The sequence below is a fragment of the Mycobacterium sp. NGS45 genome (assembly GCF_059812645.1).
Genome location: NZ_JCALDB010000011.1, coordinates 64,855 through 81,857 on the forward strand (window position 1 = coordinate 64,855; position 17,003 = coordinate 81,857).

The window sequence follows — 17,003 nt, forward strand, 5'->3', positions numbered from 1 at the left end:
ATTCGCTCTGCCGTCTCCTTCCCGCGTTTCGGGCCCGCAGAGCGGGACGGAGATGGTAGAGCGGCGGTTGGCGGGCTACTCCGGTGGCGGCTCGGCGATCCGCTGGCTGGGCAGTAGTCCCCGGCGTTGCCGGCGCAGCACCTCGGCGCGCAGGTAGGCGATCAGCAGCCACACCACCAAGAACAGGATCCCGACGAAGCCCACCCCGGGATAGATCAGCCAACCGGCGATCAACAGCACCTGCACGCCGATGTTGGCCCACAGCGCCCAGGACCGGCCCTGCACCCCGGCCATCAGCACCAACAGCACCGCGAATCCGATCAGGTAGGCCGTCGACCATCCGGTCAGCCCGCCGCCGACGGCACCGACCACCGGCAGCGCCAGCAGCACCACGATGGCCTCCAGGATCAGGGTGCCGGCCATCACGCCGCGGAAGCTGCGCCACGGGTCCGACGGCGCCGGCTGATCCTGCGGCTCGGACCGACCTGCTGCGTCGGGCTGCTCGCTCATTCCGGATCCCTCCCGAACAGGGTGCGCGCGGCACCGGCGGTCACCACCGAACCGGTGATGACGATCCCGGTCCCGGACATCCCGGCATCCGCGCCGGCTTCTTCGGTCAGGGCGATGGCCATCTCGATGGCGTCGGCCAGCGTCGCGGCGATCACCACCCGGTCCTGGCCGAAGCGGTCCTCGGCGCGCATGGCAAGCTCGGCCACCGGCAGCGCGCGTGGTGAACCGTTCTGCGTGACGATCAGCTGATCGAAGGCCGGCTCCAGCGCTTCCAGGATGCCGTGGACGTCCTTGTCGGCCAGTACCGCGAGCACGCCGACCACGAAGCTGAAGTCGAACTCGTCGGCCAGCGCCGCCGCCAGCGCGGTGGCACCGGCCGGGTTGTGCGCAGCGTCGATGAAAACCGTTGGGGCATTGCGCATTCGCTCCAACCGCCCGGGGCTGCGGACCGCCGCGAAACCGGCCCGCACGGTGTCGACGTCGAGTTGCCGGTCGGCCCCGGCGCCGAAGAACGCCTCCACCGCGGCCAGCGCGACGACCGCGTTGTGCGCCTGATGCTCACCATGCAGCGGCAAAAAGATGTCCGAGTACACCCCGCCGAGTCCCTGCAGTTCCAGCAGTTGCCCGCCGATCGCGACCTGCCGGTTCAGCACCGCGAACTCCGAGCCCTCCCGGGCCACCGCCGCGTCGCTGGAGACCGCCTGTTCCAGAATCACTTTCATGGCCTCGGGAGGCTGCTCGGCGATCACCGCAACGGTGTCGACCGGCACCAGGTCCTGCGCCGCCCGCTTGATGATGCCGGCCTTCTCGGCAGCGATCGAGGCGACATCGGGACCCAGGAACTCGGCGTGGTCGATCCCGATCGGGGTGATCACCGCGACCGGGGCGTCGATCACGTTGGTGGCGTCCCAACTCCCGCCCAAGCCCACTTCGATGATCCCGACGTCGATCGGCGCGTCGGCGAACGCCGCGAACGCCATCGCGGTGACCACCTCGAACTTGCTCATGGCCGGCCCGCCGGCAGCCTCCGACTGGGCGTCGACCAGCTGCACGAACGGTTCGATCTCGCGGTAGGTCTCGACGTAGGTCGCCGGGCTGATCGGTTGACCGTCGATCGAGATGCGTTCCACCGCCGACTGCAGGTGCGGGCTGGTGGTGCGGCCGGTGCGCCGACTGAACGCAGTCAGCAGGGCGTCGATGATCCGGGCCACCGACGTCTTGCCGTTGGTGCCGGCGATGTGGATGCACGGATAGCTCGCCTGCGGCGAACCCAGCATCTCCAGGAGCGCCGAGATCCGCGCGGTGGACGGCTCGATCTTGGTTTCCGGCCAGCGCTGGTCCAGCAGGTGTTCGACCTGCAGCAGTGCGGCGATCTCGTCCGGGGCCGGTTCGGTCATGTCAGCGCGGCCAGTCGCGCGCTGATCCGCTCCACCTCTTCACCGGCCAACTGCCGGCGGGACCGGATCTTGGCGACCACTTGCTCGGGTGCCTTGGCCAGAAACGCCTCGTTCTCCAGCTTGGCGGTGGTACCGGCCAATTCCTTTTGGGCAGCGGCCAAATCCTTCTCCAGGCGGCGCCGCTCGGCGGCCACGTCGACGGTGCCCGAGGTGTCCAGTTCGACCCCGACGGTGCCGCCGGCCAGCCGGACCTCGATCGAGGCGGTCGGGGTGAAGTCGGCGTCGGCGTCGGTCAGCCAGGCCAGCGCAGTGACGGCCGGCACCTGCGAATCCAGGTCGGCCTGCGCGATGCCGGACAGCCGGGCCGGCACCTTCTGCCGGTCGGCCAAACCCTGATCGCTGCGGAACCTGCGGACCTCGGTCACCAGCTTCTGCATGTCCGCGATGCGTTGGGTGGCAACCGGATCCAGCTCAAAGCCAGACGGCTGCGGCCAGTCGGCGACAACCAACGACTCGGCGCCGGGCTGACCGTCGGTCAGCGCCTGCCACAGGGTTTCGGTGACGAACGGCATCACCGGGTGCAGCAGCTTGAGCAAGGTGTCCAGCACCGCGGCCAGCACCGCGGTGGTGCCCTGGGCGCCGGCGTTCAGTTGCACCTTGGCCAACTCGACGTACCAGTCGCAGAACTCGTCCCAGGCGAAGTGGTAGAGCGCCTCGCAGGCCCGGGAGAACTCGTAGTTCTCGAACGCCGAATCCGCTTCGGCGCGCACCTGTTCGAGCCGGCCCAGGATCCAGCGGTCGGCGTCGGTGAGCTCGGCCGGCAACGGGGCCAGTGCGGCGCCGTTCATCAGCGCGAACCGGGTGGCGTTGAAGATCTTGGTGGCGAAGTTGCGCGACGCGCGGGCGTGGTCCTCGCCGATGGACAGGTCCCCGCCCGGGCTGGCGCCGCGGGCCAGGGTGAAGCGCAGCGCGTCGGCGCCGAACGCCTCGACCCAATCCAGCGGGTCGATCCCGTTGCCCTTGGACTTGCTCATCTTGCGACCGAACTCGTCGCGAATCAGGCCGTGCAGGAACACATTCTGGAACGGCACCTGCGCGCCCCGGGTCCCACCGAGGGTGATGGTGTCGTCGCCACCGACATAGGTGCCGAACATCATCATCCGCGCCACCCAGAAGAACAGGATGTCGTAGCCGGTGACCAGAACCGAGGTCGGGTAGAACTTCTCCAGCTCCGGCGTGCGGTCGGGCCAGCCCATGGTGGAGAACGGCCACAGCGCCGAGGAGAACCAGGTGTCCAGCACGTCCGGGTCCTGTTCCCAGCCGTCCGGCGGGGTTTCGTCCGGCCCCACGCACACCTGCTCGCCGTTGGGTCCGTGCCAGATCGGGATGCGGTGTCCCCACCACAGCTGGCGCGAGATGCACCAGTCGTGCATGTCGTCGACCCAACCGAACCAGCGTGGTTCCAGGCTTTTGGGGTGAATCACGGTGTCGCCGTTGCGCACTGCGTCGCCGGCCGCGCGAGCCATCGTCTCGACCTTGACCCACCACTGCAGCGAGAGCCGCGGTTCGATCGGTTCGCCACTGCGCTCGGAGTGCCCGACGCTGTGCAGGTACGGCCGCTTCTCTTCGACGATGCGGCCTTCGGCGGCCAACGCCTCGCGCACCGCGACGCGGGCCTCGAAGCGGTCCATGCCGTCGAATTGGGTTCCGGTGTCGGCGATCCGGCCCTGCTCGTCCATCATGGTCGGCATCGGCAGCGAATGCCGCAGCCCGATCTCGAAGTCGTTGGGGTCGTGCGCCGGGGTGACCTTGACTGCGCCGGTCCCGAATTCGGGGTCGACGTGTTCGTCGGCGACGATCACGATCTCGCGGTCCAGGAACGGGTGTGGCAGGGTCTTGCCGACCAGGTCCCGGTACCGCTCGTCGTCGGGATGCACCGCGATCGCGGTGTCACCGAGCATGGTTTCCATCCGGGTGGTCGCCACCACGATGTGCGGCTGTGCGTCGTCCAGCGAGCCGTACCGGAACGACACCAGCTCACCTTCGACGTCGAGGTAGGAGACCTCGAGGTCGCTGATCGCGGTCTGCAGCACCGGTGACCAGTTCACCAGCCGCTCGGCCTGGTAGATCAGCCCGTCGTCGTAGAGCCGCTTGAAGATGGTGCGCACCGCGCGGGACAGACCTTCGTCCATGGTGAAGCGGTCCCGGCTCCAGTCCACGCCGTCACCGATCCGGCGCATCTGGGCGCCGATGGTGCCGCCGGACTCGCGCTTCCAGTCCCACACCTTGTCCACGAACAGTTCGCGGCCGAAGTCTTCCTTGGTCTTGCCGTCGGCGGCGAGCTGCTTCTCGACCACCGACTGGGTGGCGATGCCGGCGTGGTCCATGCCGGGCAGCCACAGCACCTCGAAGCCCTGCATGCGCTTGCGCCGGGTCAGCGCGTCCATCAGGGTGTGGTCCAACGCATGCCCCATGTGCAGGCTGCCGGTGACGTTCGGCGGCGGCAGCACGATCGAGTACGGCGGCTTGCCGCTGGTCGGGTCGGCGGTGAAATAGCCGGCGTCGACCCAGCGCTGGTACAGCGTGGTTTCTACCTCACCGGGATCCCACGACTTGGGCAGGCTGGCAGCCCGCGGGTCGACGGCATCGGGGTGGGTACTGGCGGTCACCAGGCCAATTCTAGGAAGCCCGGTCCTCCGACGCGCAGGCCCCCGAACTCACGACCGGAGTTCGGGGGCCTGGACGCACGTTTGCCGGCGAATTACTTCTTTCCGCCGAGCAGTCCACCGAGGATGTCGCCGATCGGGTTGTTACCCCCACCGCCGCCGAGCACGCTGCCCAGGATGCTGCCCAGCGGGTTGTTGCCGCCGCCGCTGGCACCTCCGAGGATGCTGCCCAGCACATCGCCGAGCACGTTGCCGCCGCCGGACTGAGCCGCCGGCTCGGCCTGCGCGGCCTGGCCGCCACCGAACTGCTTACCGATGTAAGCGAGCACGATGGGCGCCAGGATCGGCAGCAGCTTCTTGATCAGATCGCCGCCGGCACCGCCCGCGCCGCCACCGGCCAGCGCCGAGGCCACCTGGTCGCTGTTGTTGCCGCCGAAGATGTTGGCCACGATCTTGTCGCCGTCGTCCGCGTCCACGTCATCGACGGCCACGCCGCCGTCGAGCAGACCGGCGTGCTTTTCGGCCGAGCTCGCGATCTTGCTTGCGACACCCTCGTCGTTCTGCGCATTGACTTGCAGACCACCGACCAGGGCAGGGACCAGCTGCTGGATCGCGGTGTTGACTTCGCCCTCCGGGGCGCCGAGCTTGTTCGCGATGTCCTGCACCGGGATCTGCGCGAACAGATCGTCGAGACCCGCCATATTGCACCTACTTTGCTGTTATTGATTGACCGTCGAGTCAAAACCCTACCCAACCGACACCGGCCGGCGAATTGATTCCTCGAGCCTGATCAATTCAGCCTTTCGGTCTCCAACCGGACCCCGGCGGCGGGCAATCTGCGCAGCAAGACGTCACCCATCGCGGCGGCCGGCGTCAGCACACCGCGCAGCTCGGAGAGTTCGTCGCGGTCGAACGCCAACGCCAGCGCGCACTGCCCGAGCAGCACCGCGGTGGCCTTGTACCCCGGGTCGCCCTGCTGGCCGATGATGGCCCGGTAGCGGCTGCCGTCGACGGTGTTGGTGTAGGTCTCGGCGAGGTAGCGTCCGGTCTCTCGGACGCGTTCGCTGGGGCCCTCGCCCGGGTTGGGCAGCACCCGATCCAGCAGGGCGCGCGGCACCAGCGGCAGCAGCCGCCCGCCCAAACCGAGCATGCCGGCGTTGATCGCGGTCAGAGCGACCGCCGCCAGCGGCGCGGCCAGCGAGCGGCCCACGCTCATCTGCTCGCTGTAGCGGAAGCGCCAGCCGTAGGCGTGTTCCAGCAGCGAGTTGCTGCGGCGCACGATGCGGCTGTTCGGCATCGCCATCGCGAACGCGCCGGTCCAGTACCCGCGCAGTTCCCGGGCGATCGAACCGCCGCGCCGCAACCGCACATCCGACTGCGCACCGAGGTCCGGTTCGGCCGGCCGGTCCGAGCTCAAGGTGTACGGATCAGCAAGGGCGGCACGCAGTTTCGCATCCTTGGCGGTGGCATTGATCACCTCGACCATGGACGCCGCGGTGCCGCCCGACACGCCGCCGACGAGCTCGCGCACAACGAAGTCGGTCTCCTCCAATTCACCGGCGCCGTCCTCGAGTGCGCGCCGGTACAGCGCAAAGACCGAGATGTCGGACGGCACCGAGTCGAAGCCGCAGGAATGCACGATCCGCGCCCCGGTGTCGGCGGCCTGCTTGTGGTAGCCGTCGATGCTGTCCCGGATGAAGTTGGTCTCGCCGGTCAGGTCGGCGTAATCGGTACCGGCCGCCGCGCACGCGGCCACCAGTGGCATGCCGTACTTGGCGTAGGGCCCGACGGTGGTGACCACGACGCGGGTGCGGGCAGCCATGTCGGCCAGTGTCGAAGGCGCGTCGGCGTCCGCGACCAGCACCGGCCAGTCGGCCGCCGCCGCACCCAGGCCGTCGCGCACCGCCGTCACCCGCTCAGCGGACCGACCGGCCAGTGCAATTCGGGCGTCCGGCGCCGCGCCGGCCAAATACGCGGCGGTGAGCCGGCCCACGAAGCCGGTGGCTCCGTAGAGCACCAGGTCGAATTCGCGCTGCGTCGAAGCCATGCTCACCGACCATACTCACCTGTCGGTGGGCACGGCAGCGGGCTACCGAACCCGGCGCTGCCGTAGCTTTTCAGACGTGAGTGAGCAGGTCGCCGAGTTCGTCGTCATCGGGGCCGGTATCGCCGGTCTGGCCACCGCGGCGGCGCTGCAGCGCCGGGGTCGGTCGGTACAGGTGGTCGAGGAACGCACCGACACCTCGTCCGGCGCCGGGATCAGCATCTGGCCCAATGCGCTGGCTGCGCTCGACGTCATCGGCCTCGGCGACGAGGTCCGCGCCGCCGGTGGCCGGATCACCGCCGGTGCGATGCGCTGGCGCAGCGGCCGGTGGTTGCGCCGGCCCGCCCCGGAGCGGATCGTGCGTGCGCTCGGTGAGCCGTTGGTGGTGGTGCAGCGCGCGGCCCTGCGCGACATCCTGGCCGGCGCGCTGGAACCGGGCAGCATCACGGCCGGCCGCGCAGTCACCGGTGTGGTCGACGACGGCAACGCGGTGCGGGTGGCCTGCTCGGACGGTTCGCAGATGCGCGCGGCCGCGGTGATCGGCGCCGACGGCGTCGGATCGCTGCTGGCCCGGCAACTCAACGGGCCGCTGCGCAGCCGCTACGTGGGCTACACGGCCTGGCGCGGGGTGGCCGAAAGCATGCTGGACCCGCAGTTGGCCGGAGAGACGCTGGGCCCCGGCGTGGAGGTCGGGCACGTGCCGATGGGCCCGGACCGCACCTATTGGTTCGCCACCGAGCGCACCGCACCGGGCCGCCGGGAACCCGGCGGCGAGCTGGCGCATCTGCGCACGCTGCTGGCCGGCTGGGCCGAACCGATCCCCGAGCTGCTGGAGCACACCGCAGAAACCGATGTGTTGCGCAACGACCTGTATGACCGGCAGCGGGCCCGGCGCTGGGCGGCCGGACGGACCGTCCTGGTCGGCGACGCCGCGCACGCCATGCGCCCGCACCTGGGCCAGGGTGGCTGCCAGGGCATCGAGGACGCGGCGATCCTGGCTCATCTGGTGGCGCGGGAAGCGGATCTGGTCACCGCCTTCGCGGTGTACGAGCGGTTCCGGCAGCCCCGGGTCAATGCGTTGGTGCGCACGTCGCGGCTGATCGGCGAGGCGGTCAACCTGCGGCCCGCTGCGCTGTCCGGCCTGCTCGGGCACGCCAGCGCGGTGGTTCCGGAGTCGGTGCTGATCCGGCAGATGGCCGCCGTCGCCGCCGGTTCGGCATTCCAGCTCCCGTAGCCGAGCGCCTGCGGTACTCCCGGGCCCGAGCGCTGCCCGAAAAAGCCCGATGGCGCCGGGCTGCGAAGCCCGGCGCCATCGAAGGCTGCAGAGAAAGGCTGGGTTAGCCGCGGCCACCGCAGGACGGCCACGCACCGATGCCCTGGCTGCGCAGGGTGTTCTCGGCGACGCGGATCTGCTCGGCCTTGCTGGCAGTGTGCGGTGAGCCGGTGCCGCCGTTGGCGCGCCAGGTGCTCATCGAGAACTGCAGACCACCGTAGTAACCGTTGCCGGTGTTGATGGCCCAGTTGCCGCCGGACTCGCAGGCCGCGATGGCATCCCAGTTCACGCTGTCCGCGTTGGCGGTGGCGGTGGACAGGGCCAGCGGAGCCGCCATGAGCGCTCCACCGATCGCAGCCATGGCAAGCTTGTTCCGGAGGTTCTTCAACGTTCGTTCCTTTCACAGCGCGCGCGCCAAGGACCCGTCCACCCGGGGGCGGACGCGTCAAACCTGTGGTCAGGCAATGAAGTTGCTTGAGGCGTGCCATCTCGGTCAGGCACGACAGCAGGAGGCGCACCCGATGGCGCCCCGCGGGCCGGATTCGGCCCAGCGGCTGGCGGGCCACGCCTAGCGGCCCCGACAGTTCCCACTCACACGCAAGGGGGGTACTTGTTGTTCAGTTGTCTCCCCGTGCATGGGGTCGAAAAAGACGCTACAAAGCCATCGAGGTTTAGTCACATCGCCGAAACGGCTATCTCGATTCGATAACGGAACGATCACGACCGAAACCGTGCCGGGTCTGTGCAGGTCATCGCAGGCTTTGCCGAATGGGGCCACAGCCAGCGCCGATGCGCCCCTGGTGACCGAGATCACCAGCTTTTTGTGACCCAGGACACGACTCGGGCAGTCCCCGCTTTCGGTAGCCGAAAGCCCGCGATCGAAATAACTGTTACAGGAGTGACAAGTGCGGAATGAGGGAATGCGTCCACTGGTGATCATTCAGCCACGGACGAATTCTGCACGGTCGTCGCACTGGCCCCACCATTGGTTTGGGACAGCCGGGAATTGAATTAATCGGACCCGCCGACTTTGCGATCTCGGCGATGCTGCTGGGATGGCGCCGCGTGCGCAGCTCGACGGGCCTCAAGGCTGTAGTGCGAGCTGCGCGCGGACGCACCCGGGAGTCCAGGTGAATAGCGTTGTGGCTCAGACCAATTGGGCGGGGGTGTTGACGTTGGTCAGGGCCGGACTCGGGGCCAGCACGATGCGTTGGGTGTCCACCGAACCGGTCAGCTCCCGCATGCTGCGCGCACCGCCGGCCACCAATTCGTCGATCTGGTCGGCCAACTCGGTCCGGTACACGCCGGCCAGATAGTGGTCGCGGCCGTCCCAGGGCAACACCGCAGCGGGACCCTCACAGGCGGCCAGCTCATCGATGAGTTCGGCGGTCAGCAGCGGCATGTCGACCGCACACACGAACGCCCGCTCCCGTCCGGCCGCGGCGGCGGCACGCAGTCCGCGTCCGGTGGCCACCAAAGGTCCCAGACCGCGGATCTCGTCGCGCAGCACCGTGGCCGCCAACTCGGGAAGTGGTTGTCCGGGCGCGGCAACAACGAAGATCGGTTCGCAGCGCCGGGCCAGCGCAGCCACGACGTGCTCGACCATGGTCTTGGTGCCGTCGGGTCCGGTGTAGGGCACCGTGGCCTTGTCTCGGCCCATCCGGCGTGATGCCCCACCCGCGAGCACCACCCCGGCCAAGGCTGCAGACATGGCGTGCTAGTCGACGGTCCAGGTGTCGCGACCACGCAGCAGCGACTGCAGCGCAGCCGTGTCATGCGGAGTGGTCTCACGCGCCTGGGCCACCTGCGCCCGCGCCTGATCGTTGTAGGTCGGCCGCTGCACCGAGCGGAAGATGCCCATCACGGTGTGTTCCAGGTTCTGGTCGGACAACCGCGACAGCGCGAACGAGTACGCCGGATCATTCAGCGTTGCGTCGTGCACCACGATGTCCTCGGCCGCCACGTCGGCGGTCTTGGCCACGTCGAGTCCGAAACCTGAACGCACGACGCAGTATTCGCCGTCGGCGCCAAAGGTGATCGGCTCACCCTGGGAGACCTTGATGACGCGTTCCTCGGCGCCGTCCTTGCGCAGCAGGTCGAAGGAACCGTCGTTGAAGATCGGGCAGTCCTGCAGGATCTCGACGATCGCTGCGCCGCGGTGCTCGGCAGCGCCGCGCAGCACCTCGGTCAGGCCGGCCCGGTCGGAGTCCAGCGCACGGCCGACGAAGGTCGCCTCGGCACCCAAGGCCAGCGACACCGGGTTGAACGGGGTGTCGATCGACCCCATCGGGGTGGATTTGGTCACCTTGCCGACCTCCGAGGTCGGCGAGTACTGCCCCTTGGTCAGGCCGTAGATCCGGTTGTTGAACAGCAGGATCGTGATGTTCATGTTGCGCCGCAACGCGTGGATCAGGTGGTTGCCGCCGATCGACAGCGCGTCACCGTCACCGGTGACCACCCAGATCGACAGGTCGTCGCGGGCCAGCGAGAGCCCGGTGGCAATGGTCGGGGCGCGGCCGTGGATCGAGTGGAACCCGTAGGTCTCCAAGTAGTACGGGAACCGGCTCGAGCAGCCGATGCCGCTGACAAACACCATGTTCTCGCGGCGCAGGCCCAACTCCGGCAGGAAGTTGCGGATGGTGTTCAGGATGACGTAATCACCGCAGCCCGGGCACCAACGGACCTCCTGGTCGCTGGTGAAGTCCTTGCCCTTCTGCGGCGTGTCGGTGGTCGGCACGCCGTGGGTCTTGGACTGGCCGGGGGTCAACCCCAGCTCGACACCGGTGATGCTGTTCATCAGGTCTGTCATGCCCCTGCTCCTACACCGCTTTCCACGGTGGCTGCCGACAGTCTGGCAACCATCGTCTTGTCTTGCTCGATTTCAGTGAGGGTCCCGCCCAGCGCAGCCCGGATGACCCGGCCGATCTCGTCGGCGAGGAACGCAAGTCCTTGCACCTTGGTCACGGACTGGATGTCGACCAGGTACTTGCCGCGCAGCAGCAGCGCCAGCTGACCAAGGTTCATCTCCGGCACCACGACCTGCTTGTAGCTGCGCAACACGTCACCCAGGTTGGCCGGGAACGGGTTGAGGTGCCGCAGGTGGGCGTGCGCCACCTTGATGCCCTTGCGCCGGGCCTGCCGGCACGCCTCGCCGATCGGACCATACGAGCTGCCCCAACCGAGCAGCAGCAGTTCGGCGTCACCGTCGGGGTCGTCGACCTCGATGTCCGGCACCTCGATGCCGTCGATCTTGAGCTGACGCAGCCGCACCATCAGGTCGTGGTTGGCCGGGTCATAGGAGATGTTGCCGGAGCCGTTGGCCGACTCCAGGCCACCGATCCGGTGCTCCAGACCCGGGGTGCCCGGTACCGCGAACTGCCGAGCCAGGGTGTCGGCGTCGCGCGCGTAGGGCTGGAACGGCTCACCGGCGCGGGCGAAGGTGTGCTCGATGGCCGGGTAGCTGCTGATGTCCGGAATCCGCCACGGCTCAGAGCCGTTGGCGATCGCGCCGTCCGACAGCAGGATCACCGGGGTGTGGTACTTGACCGCGATACGCGCGGCCTCCACGGCGACGTCGAAGCAGTCCGAGGGCGAACGCGGCGCGAGAATCGCGACCGGGGACTCACCGTTGCGGCCGAACATGGCCTGCAGCAGGTCGGCCTGCTCGGTCTTGGTGGGCAGGCCGGTGGACGGACCACCGCGCTGCACGTCGACGATCACCAGCGGCAGCTCGGTCATCACGGCCAGGCCGATGGCCTCGGACTTCAGCGAGATGCCCGGACCCGAGGTGGTGGTGACACCCAGCGCGCCGCCATAGGAGGCACCGATGGCCGAGCCGATCCCGGCGATCTCGTCCTCGGCCTGGAAGGTCAGCACGTTGAAGTTCTTGTGCTTGGACAGCTCGTGCAGGATGTCGCTGGCCGGGGTGATCGGGTAGCTGCCCAGCATCACCTGCAGGTTGGCCAGGTGGCCGGCCGCGACCAGACCGTAGGCCAGCGCGGTGTTACCCGAAATCTGGCGGTACTCACCGGATTTCAGCTTCGCCGGGGACACCTCGTAGGTGGTGCCGAAGGCCTCGGTGGTCTCGCCGTAGTTCCAGCCGGCCTTGAGCGCCAGCACGTTGGCTTCGGCGATTTCGGGCTTGCGGGCGAACTTCTCCCGGATGAAGTTCTCCGAGGTCTCGATCGGCCGGCCGTACATCCAGGACAGCAGACCGAGCGCGAACATGTTCTTGGCGCGCTGGCCGTCCTTCTTGGTGGCGCCGATCTCTTCCACGGCGCCCAGCGTCAGGGTGGTCATGGCCACCGGCTGCACGACGTATTCGGACAGACTGTCGTCCTCGAGCGGGTTGGCCTCGTAGCCCACCTTCGCCAGGTTGCGCTTGGTGAATTCGTCGGAGTTGGCGATCACCAGACCGCCGCGGGGCAGGTCGTTGATGTTGGCCTTGAGCGCGGCCGGATTCATCGCCACCAGGACGTCCGGGCGGTCGCCCGCGGTGAGGATGTCGTAGTCGGCAATCTGGATCTGGAACGACGAAACGCCGGGCAGGGTGCCCTGTGGGGCGCGGATCTCAGCCGGGTAGTTGGGCTGGGTGGCCAGGTCGTTACCGAACAGCGCGGCTTCGGAGGTGAATCGGTCACCCGTCAGCTGCATGCCGTCGCCGGAGTCACCGGCGAACCGGATGACGACCTTTTCCAGTTTTTCCCGCGGAGGTGCTCCGTTCACGCTAGAGGCCACATCCCCGCCTTTCGTCTTGTTGCCTGTCCTGACACACAAGCGTGCTGGGGCCTTCTCCACGAGTCGATACCGGCGCGCGGATACGACTCACAGTGAGGGCCCACCGAGTTTGGTGTCACTGCTAGTACCGATTATTGCACTTCTCTTAGGTCCCGCTTCACCCCGGCACCGCCCGACACGCCGCGCGCCGTGCAGCGACGCTGCAGTTCAGAGCCGCGCCGCCCGATCGGTCGTGACGAATCTGTGGTTTTCGTCACTTTGGCCGGGAGGCAAATTCTAAGAAACCCGAACAACGCGCGAGCGAATTAGCCAGCACCCTGCTGAGCAGTCGCTCAGCATTACAGTACCAGGTTGGCCTGTTACGCGGAAGCGAAGCGCTCCGAGCCTCGGCCGGGCGCCGTTGGGGCGGCTGCAGGCCGGCGGGTTGCGACCGGGGGAACTGGACTACACCCGTCGTCGTGCAGGTCGTGGCGCTGCGCGCGCGACCCGGCCCGGCCATCGAGGCGCGCCCCAGCTACCGGGCGGCGAGCGAGCTCGACGACCGTGCGCTGACACCCGCCGCGCCGTCGGTATCCCCGCTGCGCTGGACCGCGCACGTTGCCAACGCGGCGCCGGCGGGGCCTGACCGCGGCGCCGGACGCACACCGGCACGAACCCCGACGACGTCGTTTCAGCAAATTTGCAGGGTCGTCAGCCAGCCCCGCTCGCGTCGTTGAAATGGTGACGGAGATCATACTGACTGGTCGTTGTGATTTGCACTTCGCGCCCGGCGTCGGCCACCTGCCGTCGCGGCGTACTGGCTGGTAGGGACGGGCGACATCGGGCCCGCCCGGCGGCCGGCGACGCCGGACCCGGCGTGGATCCGAAATTCTGTTATATGGTCTAATCTGTCCGTTAATTGGGCTAATCTGCGGCGTATGCGACGAGTGGGGCCTTCGGTCCCCCGCGCACTGCCCGCGCACGACGACACCGACGGTGCGGAGTAATAGATGCTGAAACTCGTGCGACGGACGTGGCTTCCACTCGTCATCGTCGCAGTCCTGGTGATCGCTGGGCTGACGGTCTCCCGGATCCGGACTTTCTTCGGTGCCGACCCCAATGAGTTCGGCACCAGCGCGGCCATCGAGGACACCGAACCGTTCAACCCCAAGGTCGTCACCTATGAGGTGTGGGGCGACGGCAGCTACGCCGATATCAACTACCTCGACCTCGACGCCCAACCGCAGCGCGTCGACGGCGCGGCCCTGCCCTGGACCCTGACCCTGGAGACCACCGACCCCTCGGTGTTCCCCAACGTCGTCGCCCAGGGTGACTCCACCAACCTGACCTGCCGCATCACCGTCGACGACGAGGTCAAAGACGAACGGACCAACTCCGGGGTGAGCGCCCAGACCTTCTGCTTGGTGAAGTCCGCATGAGCGCGCCTCTGGCGGATTCGCCGACCGAGGAGATCCCGACCCATCAGGTTCATCGCAGCGCGATCGCCAAGTGGATCCGCCGTCTCGCCATCCCGATCATCGTGGCCTGGGTCGCGATCATCGCTGCGCTGAACGTGGCGGCACCTCAGCTCGAAGAGGTCGGTGCCCTGCGGTCGGTGTCCCTGGCCCCCACCGACGCCCCGTCGGTGATCGCGATGCAGCGCGTGGGCGAGGTGTTCGAGGAGTTCAAGTCGAACAGCTCGGTGATGATCGTGCTGGAGACCCCGCAGCGCAAGCTCGGCGACCAGGACCACGAGTTCTACGACAAGATGCTGGCCGCGATCCGGGCCGACAAAGACCACGTCGAGCACGCTCAGGACTTCTGGGGCGATCCGCTGACCGCATCCGGTGCCCAAAGCCCGGACGGCAAGGCCGCCTACGTGCAGGTCTACACCGCCGGCAACCAGGGCGAGGCGCTGGCCAACCAGTCCGTGGAAGCCGTCCAGCAGATCGTCACCGACCTGAAGGCCGAGCAGCCCGAGGGTCTGGACGTCTATGTGACCGGACCGGCGGCGCTGTCGGCCGATCAGCACATCGCCGGTGACCGCTCCATGCGGGTGATCGAGGCGCTGACCTTCACGGTGATCATCGTGATGCTGCTGCTGATCTACCGCTCGATCATCACCACCATCTTGACTCTGGTGCTGGTCGTGCTGTCGCTGTCCGCGGCACGCGGCGGTGTCTCGGTGCTCGGCTACTACGAGATCATCGGGCTTTCCACGTTCGCCACCAACCTGCTGGTCACCTTGGCGATCGCGACCTGCACCGACTACGCGATCTTCTTGATCGGCCGGTATCAGGAGGCCCGGTCCAGAGGAATGGACCGGGAAACCGCCTACTACGACATGTTCCACGGCACCGCGCACGTCATCCTGGGTTCGGGTTTGACGATCGCGGGCGCCACGCTGTGCCTGCACTTCACCCGGTTGCCGTACTTCCAATCGATGGGCGTCCCGCTGTCGATCGGCATGGTGATCGTCGTCTTCGCGGCGCTGACGCTGGGCTCGGCGATCATCTCGGTGGCGTCCCGGTTCGGCAAGGTGCTCGAACCCAAACGCGCGACCCGGGTGCGTGGCTGGCGCAAGATCGGTGCCGCGGTGGTGCGTTGGCCCGGCCCGATCCTGGTGGCCACCATCGCGTTGTCCTTGGTGGGTCTGCTGACCCTGCCCGGCTACGAGACCAACTACAACGACCGCAACTACCTGCCGGCCGATCTGCCGGCCAACGAGGGCTACGCCGCGGCCGACCGGCACTTCTCCCAGGCCCGGATGAACCCGGAACTGCTGATGATCGAGAGCGACCACGATCTGCGCAATCCGGCCGACTTCCTGGTGATCGACAAGATTGCCAAGGAGATCTTCCGGGTACCTGGGGTGGCCCGCGTGCAGGCCATCACCCGGCCGCAGGGCACGCCGATCGAGCACACCTCGATCCCGTTCCAGATCAGCATGCAGGGCACCACCAACCAGATGAATCAGAAGTATCTGCTGGACCGCATGCAGGACATGTTGGTGCAGGCCGACGAGATGCAATCGACCATCGACAGCATGAACAAGATGCAGTCGATCACGGTGCAGATGGCCGACACCACGCACAGCATGGTCACCAAGATGAAGACCATGACGCTCGATATCGCCGAATTGCGGGACCACATCGCTGATTTCGATGATTTTCTGCGTCCGATACGCAACTACTTCTATTGGGAACCGCACTGCGCCACCATCCCGGCGTGCACCGCGATCCGGTCGATCTTCGACGCCCTCGACGGCATCGACACCATGACCGACAGCATCCAGGACCTGATGCCCGACATGGAGCGTCTGGACGAGTTGATGCCGCAGATGGTCGCGCTGATGCCGGAGATGATCTCCACCATGGAGTTCATGAAGTCGATGATGCTGACGATGTATCAGACGCAGAACGGCATGCAACTGCAGATGAAGGAGATGCAGGAGAACTCGACGGCCATGGGTGAGGCCTTCGACGCCGCCAAGAACGACGACTCGTTCTATCTTCCGCCGGAGACCTTTGACAATCCGGACTTCAAGCGCGGCATGAAGATGTTCCTCTCGCCCAACGGGCACGCCGTGCGGTTCATCATCAGCCACGACGGCGACCCGATGAGCCCCGAAGGCATCTCGCACATCGACGCGATCCAGCAGGCCGCCTCGGAAGCACTCAAGGGCACGCCACTGGAGGGCTCCAACATCTATCTGGGCGGTACCGCAGCGACCTTCAAGGACATGCAGGAGGGCGCCAACTACGACCTGCTGATCGCCGGAATCGCCGCGCTGGCACTGATTTTCATCATCATGCTGCTGATCACCCGCGCGATCATCGCGGCCGCGGTGATCGTCGGCACCGTGGTGCTGTCACTGGGCGCGTCGTTCGGGCTCTCGGTGCTGATCTGGCAGCACCTGATCGGAATACCGCTGCACTGGATGGTGATCGCGATGGCCGTGATCATCTTGTTGGCGGTCGGTGCGGACTACAACCTGCTGTTGGTGTCCCGGATGAAGGAAGAGATCCACGCCGGGCTGAACACCGGCATCATCCGCGCCATGGGCGGCAGTGGATCGGTGGTCACCTCGGCCGGTTTGGTGTTCGCGTTCACCATGATGTCGATGGCGGTGAGTGAGCTGACCGTGATCGGTCAGGTCGGCACCACGATCGGGTTGGGTCTGCTGTTCGACACCCTGGTGATCCGGGCCTTCATGACGCCGTCGATCGCCGCGCTGCTGGGCAAGTGGTTCTGGTGGCCGCAGCAGGTGCGCCAGCGCCCCCGGCCCGCGCCGTGGCCGCAGCCGGTGCAGCGCGAGCTGACCCACTGAGGCAGTCCGCGCCGACGCTCGACGCCGGCGCGGACTGCTCTGTCGCTACCTGGGCATCCCCGCCGCC

The 17,003-nt window shown here is 67.5% G+C and carries 11 protein-coding genes and 1 pseudogene; 3 read left to right on the forward strand and 9 right to left on the reverse strand.

The annotated features are described in order from the left end of the window. Positions 1-75 precede the first annotated feature (75 nt). From AC5Y3P_RS12075 to AC5Y3P_RS12095, 5 genes are all read right to left on the reverse strand, one after another. On the reverse strand, positions 76-510 hold the full coding sequence (locus tag AC5Y3P_RS12075; protein WP_500046134.1) for a DUF4233 domain-containing protein: 435 nt from the start codon (positions 508-510) through the stop codon (positions 76-78). Continuing rightward, positions 507-1,907: a bifunctional tetrahydrofolate synthase/dihydrofolate synthase gene (folC, locus tag AC5Y3P_RS12080; protein WP_500046135.1), complete on the reverse strand. Its 1,401-nt coding sequence runs from the start codon at positions 1,905-1,907 to the stop codon at positions 507-509. Before folC ends, AC5Y3P_RS12075 begins: the two co-directional genes overlap by 4 nt. Next, positions 1,904-4,576, reverse strand: coding sequence for a valine--tRNA ligase (locus AC5Y3P_RS12085; RefSeq protein ID WP_500046136.1), 2,673 nt, complete (start codon positions 4,574-4,576; stop codon positions 1,904-1,906). Before AC5Y3P_RS12085 ends, folC begins: the two co-directional genes overlap by 4 nt. Before the next feature lie 92 nt (positions 4,577-4,668). Beyond that, a complete protein-coding gene (locus AC5Y3P_RS12090) occupies positions 4,669-5,274 on the reverse strand; it encodes a DUF937 domain-containing protein (RefSeq protein ID WP_500046137.1) in 606 nt (201 codons plus the stop codon). 89 nt (positions 5,275-5,363) lie between these two features. Beyond that, entirely contained in the window at positions 5,364-6,620 is a 1,257-nt protein-coding gene (locus AC5Y3P_RS12095) for a saccharopine dehydrogenase family protein (RefSeq protein ID WP_500046138.1), read from the reverse strand. Positions 6,621-6,696: 76 nt separating this feature from the next. Between AC5Y3P_RS12095 and AC5Y3P_RS12100 the strand changes: the two genes are divergently transcribed. Beyond that, a complete protein-coding gene (locus AC5Y3P_RS12100; RefSeq protein ID WP_500046139.1) occupies positions 6,697-7,851 on the forward strand; it encodes an FAD-dependent oxidoreductase in 1,155 nt (384 codons plus the stop codon). Positions 7,852-7,954: 103 nt separating this feature from the next. Here AC5Y3P_RS12100 and AC5Y3P_RS12105 read toward each other — a convergent pair. The 4 genes and pseudogenes from AC5Y3P_RS12105 to AC5Y3P_RS12120 form a co-directional block, all read right to left on the reverse strand. Then, positions 7,955-8,188 (reverse strand): annotated as a pseudogene (locus AC5Y3P_RS12105) (transglycosylase family protein); the annotation flags it as partial. Positions 8,189-9,037: 849 nt separating this feature from the next. Beyond that, positions 9,038-9,601 (reverse strand): molybdenum cofactor guanylyltransferase, encoded by a 564-nt coding sequence (gene mobA, locus AC5Y3P_RS12110; RefSeq protein WP_500046140.1) that lies wholly within the window; start codon positions 9,599-9,601, stop codon positions 9,038-9,040. Positions 9,602-9,607: 6 nt separating this feature from the next. Next, positions 9,608-10,699, reverse strand: coding sequence for a 2-oxoacid:ferredoxin oxidoreductase subunit beta (locus AC5Y3P_RS12115; protein ID WP_500046141.1), 1,092 nt, complete (start codon positions 10,697-10,699; stop codon positions 9,608-9,610). Further along, the gene (locus AC5Y3P_RS12120) at positions 10,696-12,627 is read right to left on the reverse strand and encodes a 2-oxoacid:acceptor oxidoreductase subunit alpha (RefSeq protein ID WP_500046142.1); all 1,932 of its coding nucleotides are present in this window, start codon (positions 12,625-12,627) and stop codon (positions 10,696-10,698) included. The genes AC5Y3P_RS12115 and AC5Y3P_RS12120 overlap by 4 nt, the downstream gene beginning before the upstream one ends. A 989-nt stretch (positions 12,628-13,616) precedes the next feature. Here AC5Y3P_RS12120 and AC5Y3P_RS12125 point away from each other — a divergent pair. Then, complete coding sequence (locus AC5Y3P_RS12125; RefSeq protein ID WP_500046143.1) at positions 13,617-14,045, forward strand: MmpS family transport accessory protein; 429 nt, start codon at positions 13,617-13,619, stop codon at positions 14,043-14,045. Next, positions 14,042-16,936 (forward strand): MMPL/RND family transporter, encoded by a 2,895-nt coding sequence (locus AC5Y3P_RS12130; protein ID WP_500046144.1) that lies wholly within the window; start codon positions 14,042-14,044, stop codon positions 16,934-16,936. Before AC5Y3P_RS12125 ends, AC5Y3P_RS12130 begins: the two co-directional genes overlap by 4 nt. Positions 16,937-17,003 lie beyond the last annotated feature (67 nt).

Coding starts and splice junctions, on each gene's coding strand:
- AC5Y3P_RS12075 (WP_500046134.1), bottom strand. CDS start 510: ATGAGCGAGCAGCCCGACGCAGCAGGTCGGTCCGAGCCGCAGGATCAG.
- folC (WP_500046135.1), bottom strand. CDS start 1,907: ATGACCGAACCGGCCCCGGACGAGATCGCCGCACTGCTGCAGGTCGAA.
- AC5Y3P_RS12090 (WP_500046137.1), bottom strand. CDS start 5,274: ATGGCGGGTCTCGACGATCTGTTCGCGCAGATCCCGGTGCAGGACATC.
- AC5Y3P_RS12095 (WP_500046138.1), bottom strand. CDS start 6,620: ATGGCTTCGACGCAGCGCGAATTCGACCTGGTGCTCTACGGAGCCACC.
- mobA (WP_500046140.1), bottom strand. CDS start 9,601: ATGTCTGCAGCCTTGGCCGGGGTGGTGCTCGCGGGTGGGGCATCACGC.
- AC5Y3P_RS12115 (WP_500046141.1), bottom strand. CDS start 10,699: ATGACAGACCTGATGAACAGCATCACCGGTGTCGAGCTGGGGTTGACC.
- AC5Y3P_RS12125 (WP_500046143.1), top strand. CDS start 13,617: ATGCTGAAACTCGTGCGACGGACGTGGCTTCCACTCGTCATCGTCGCA.
- AC5Y3P_RS12130 (WP_500046144.1), top strand. CDS start 14,042: ATGAGCGCGCCTCTGGCGGATTCGCCGACCGAGGAGATCCCGACCCAT.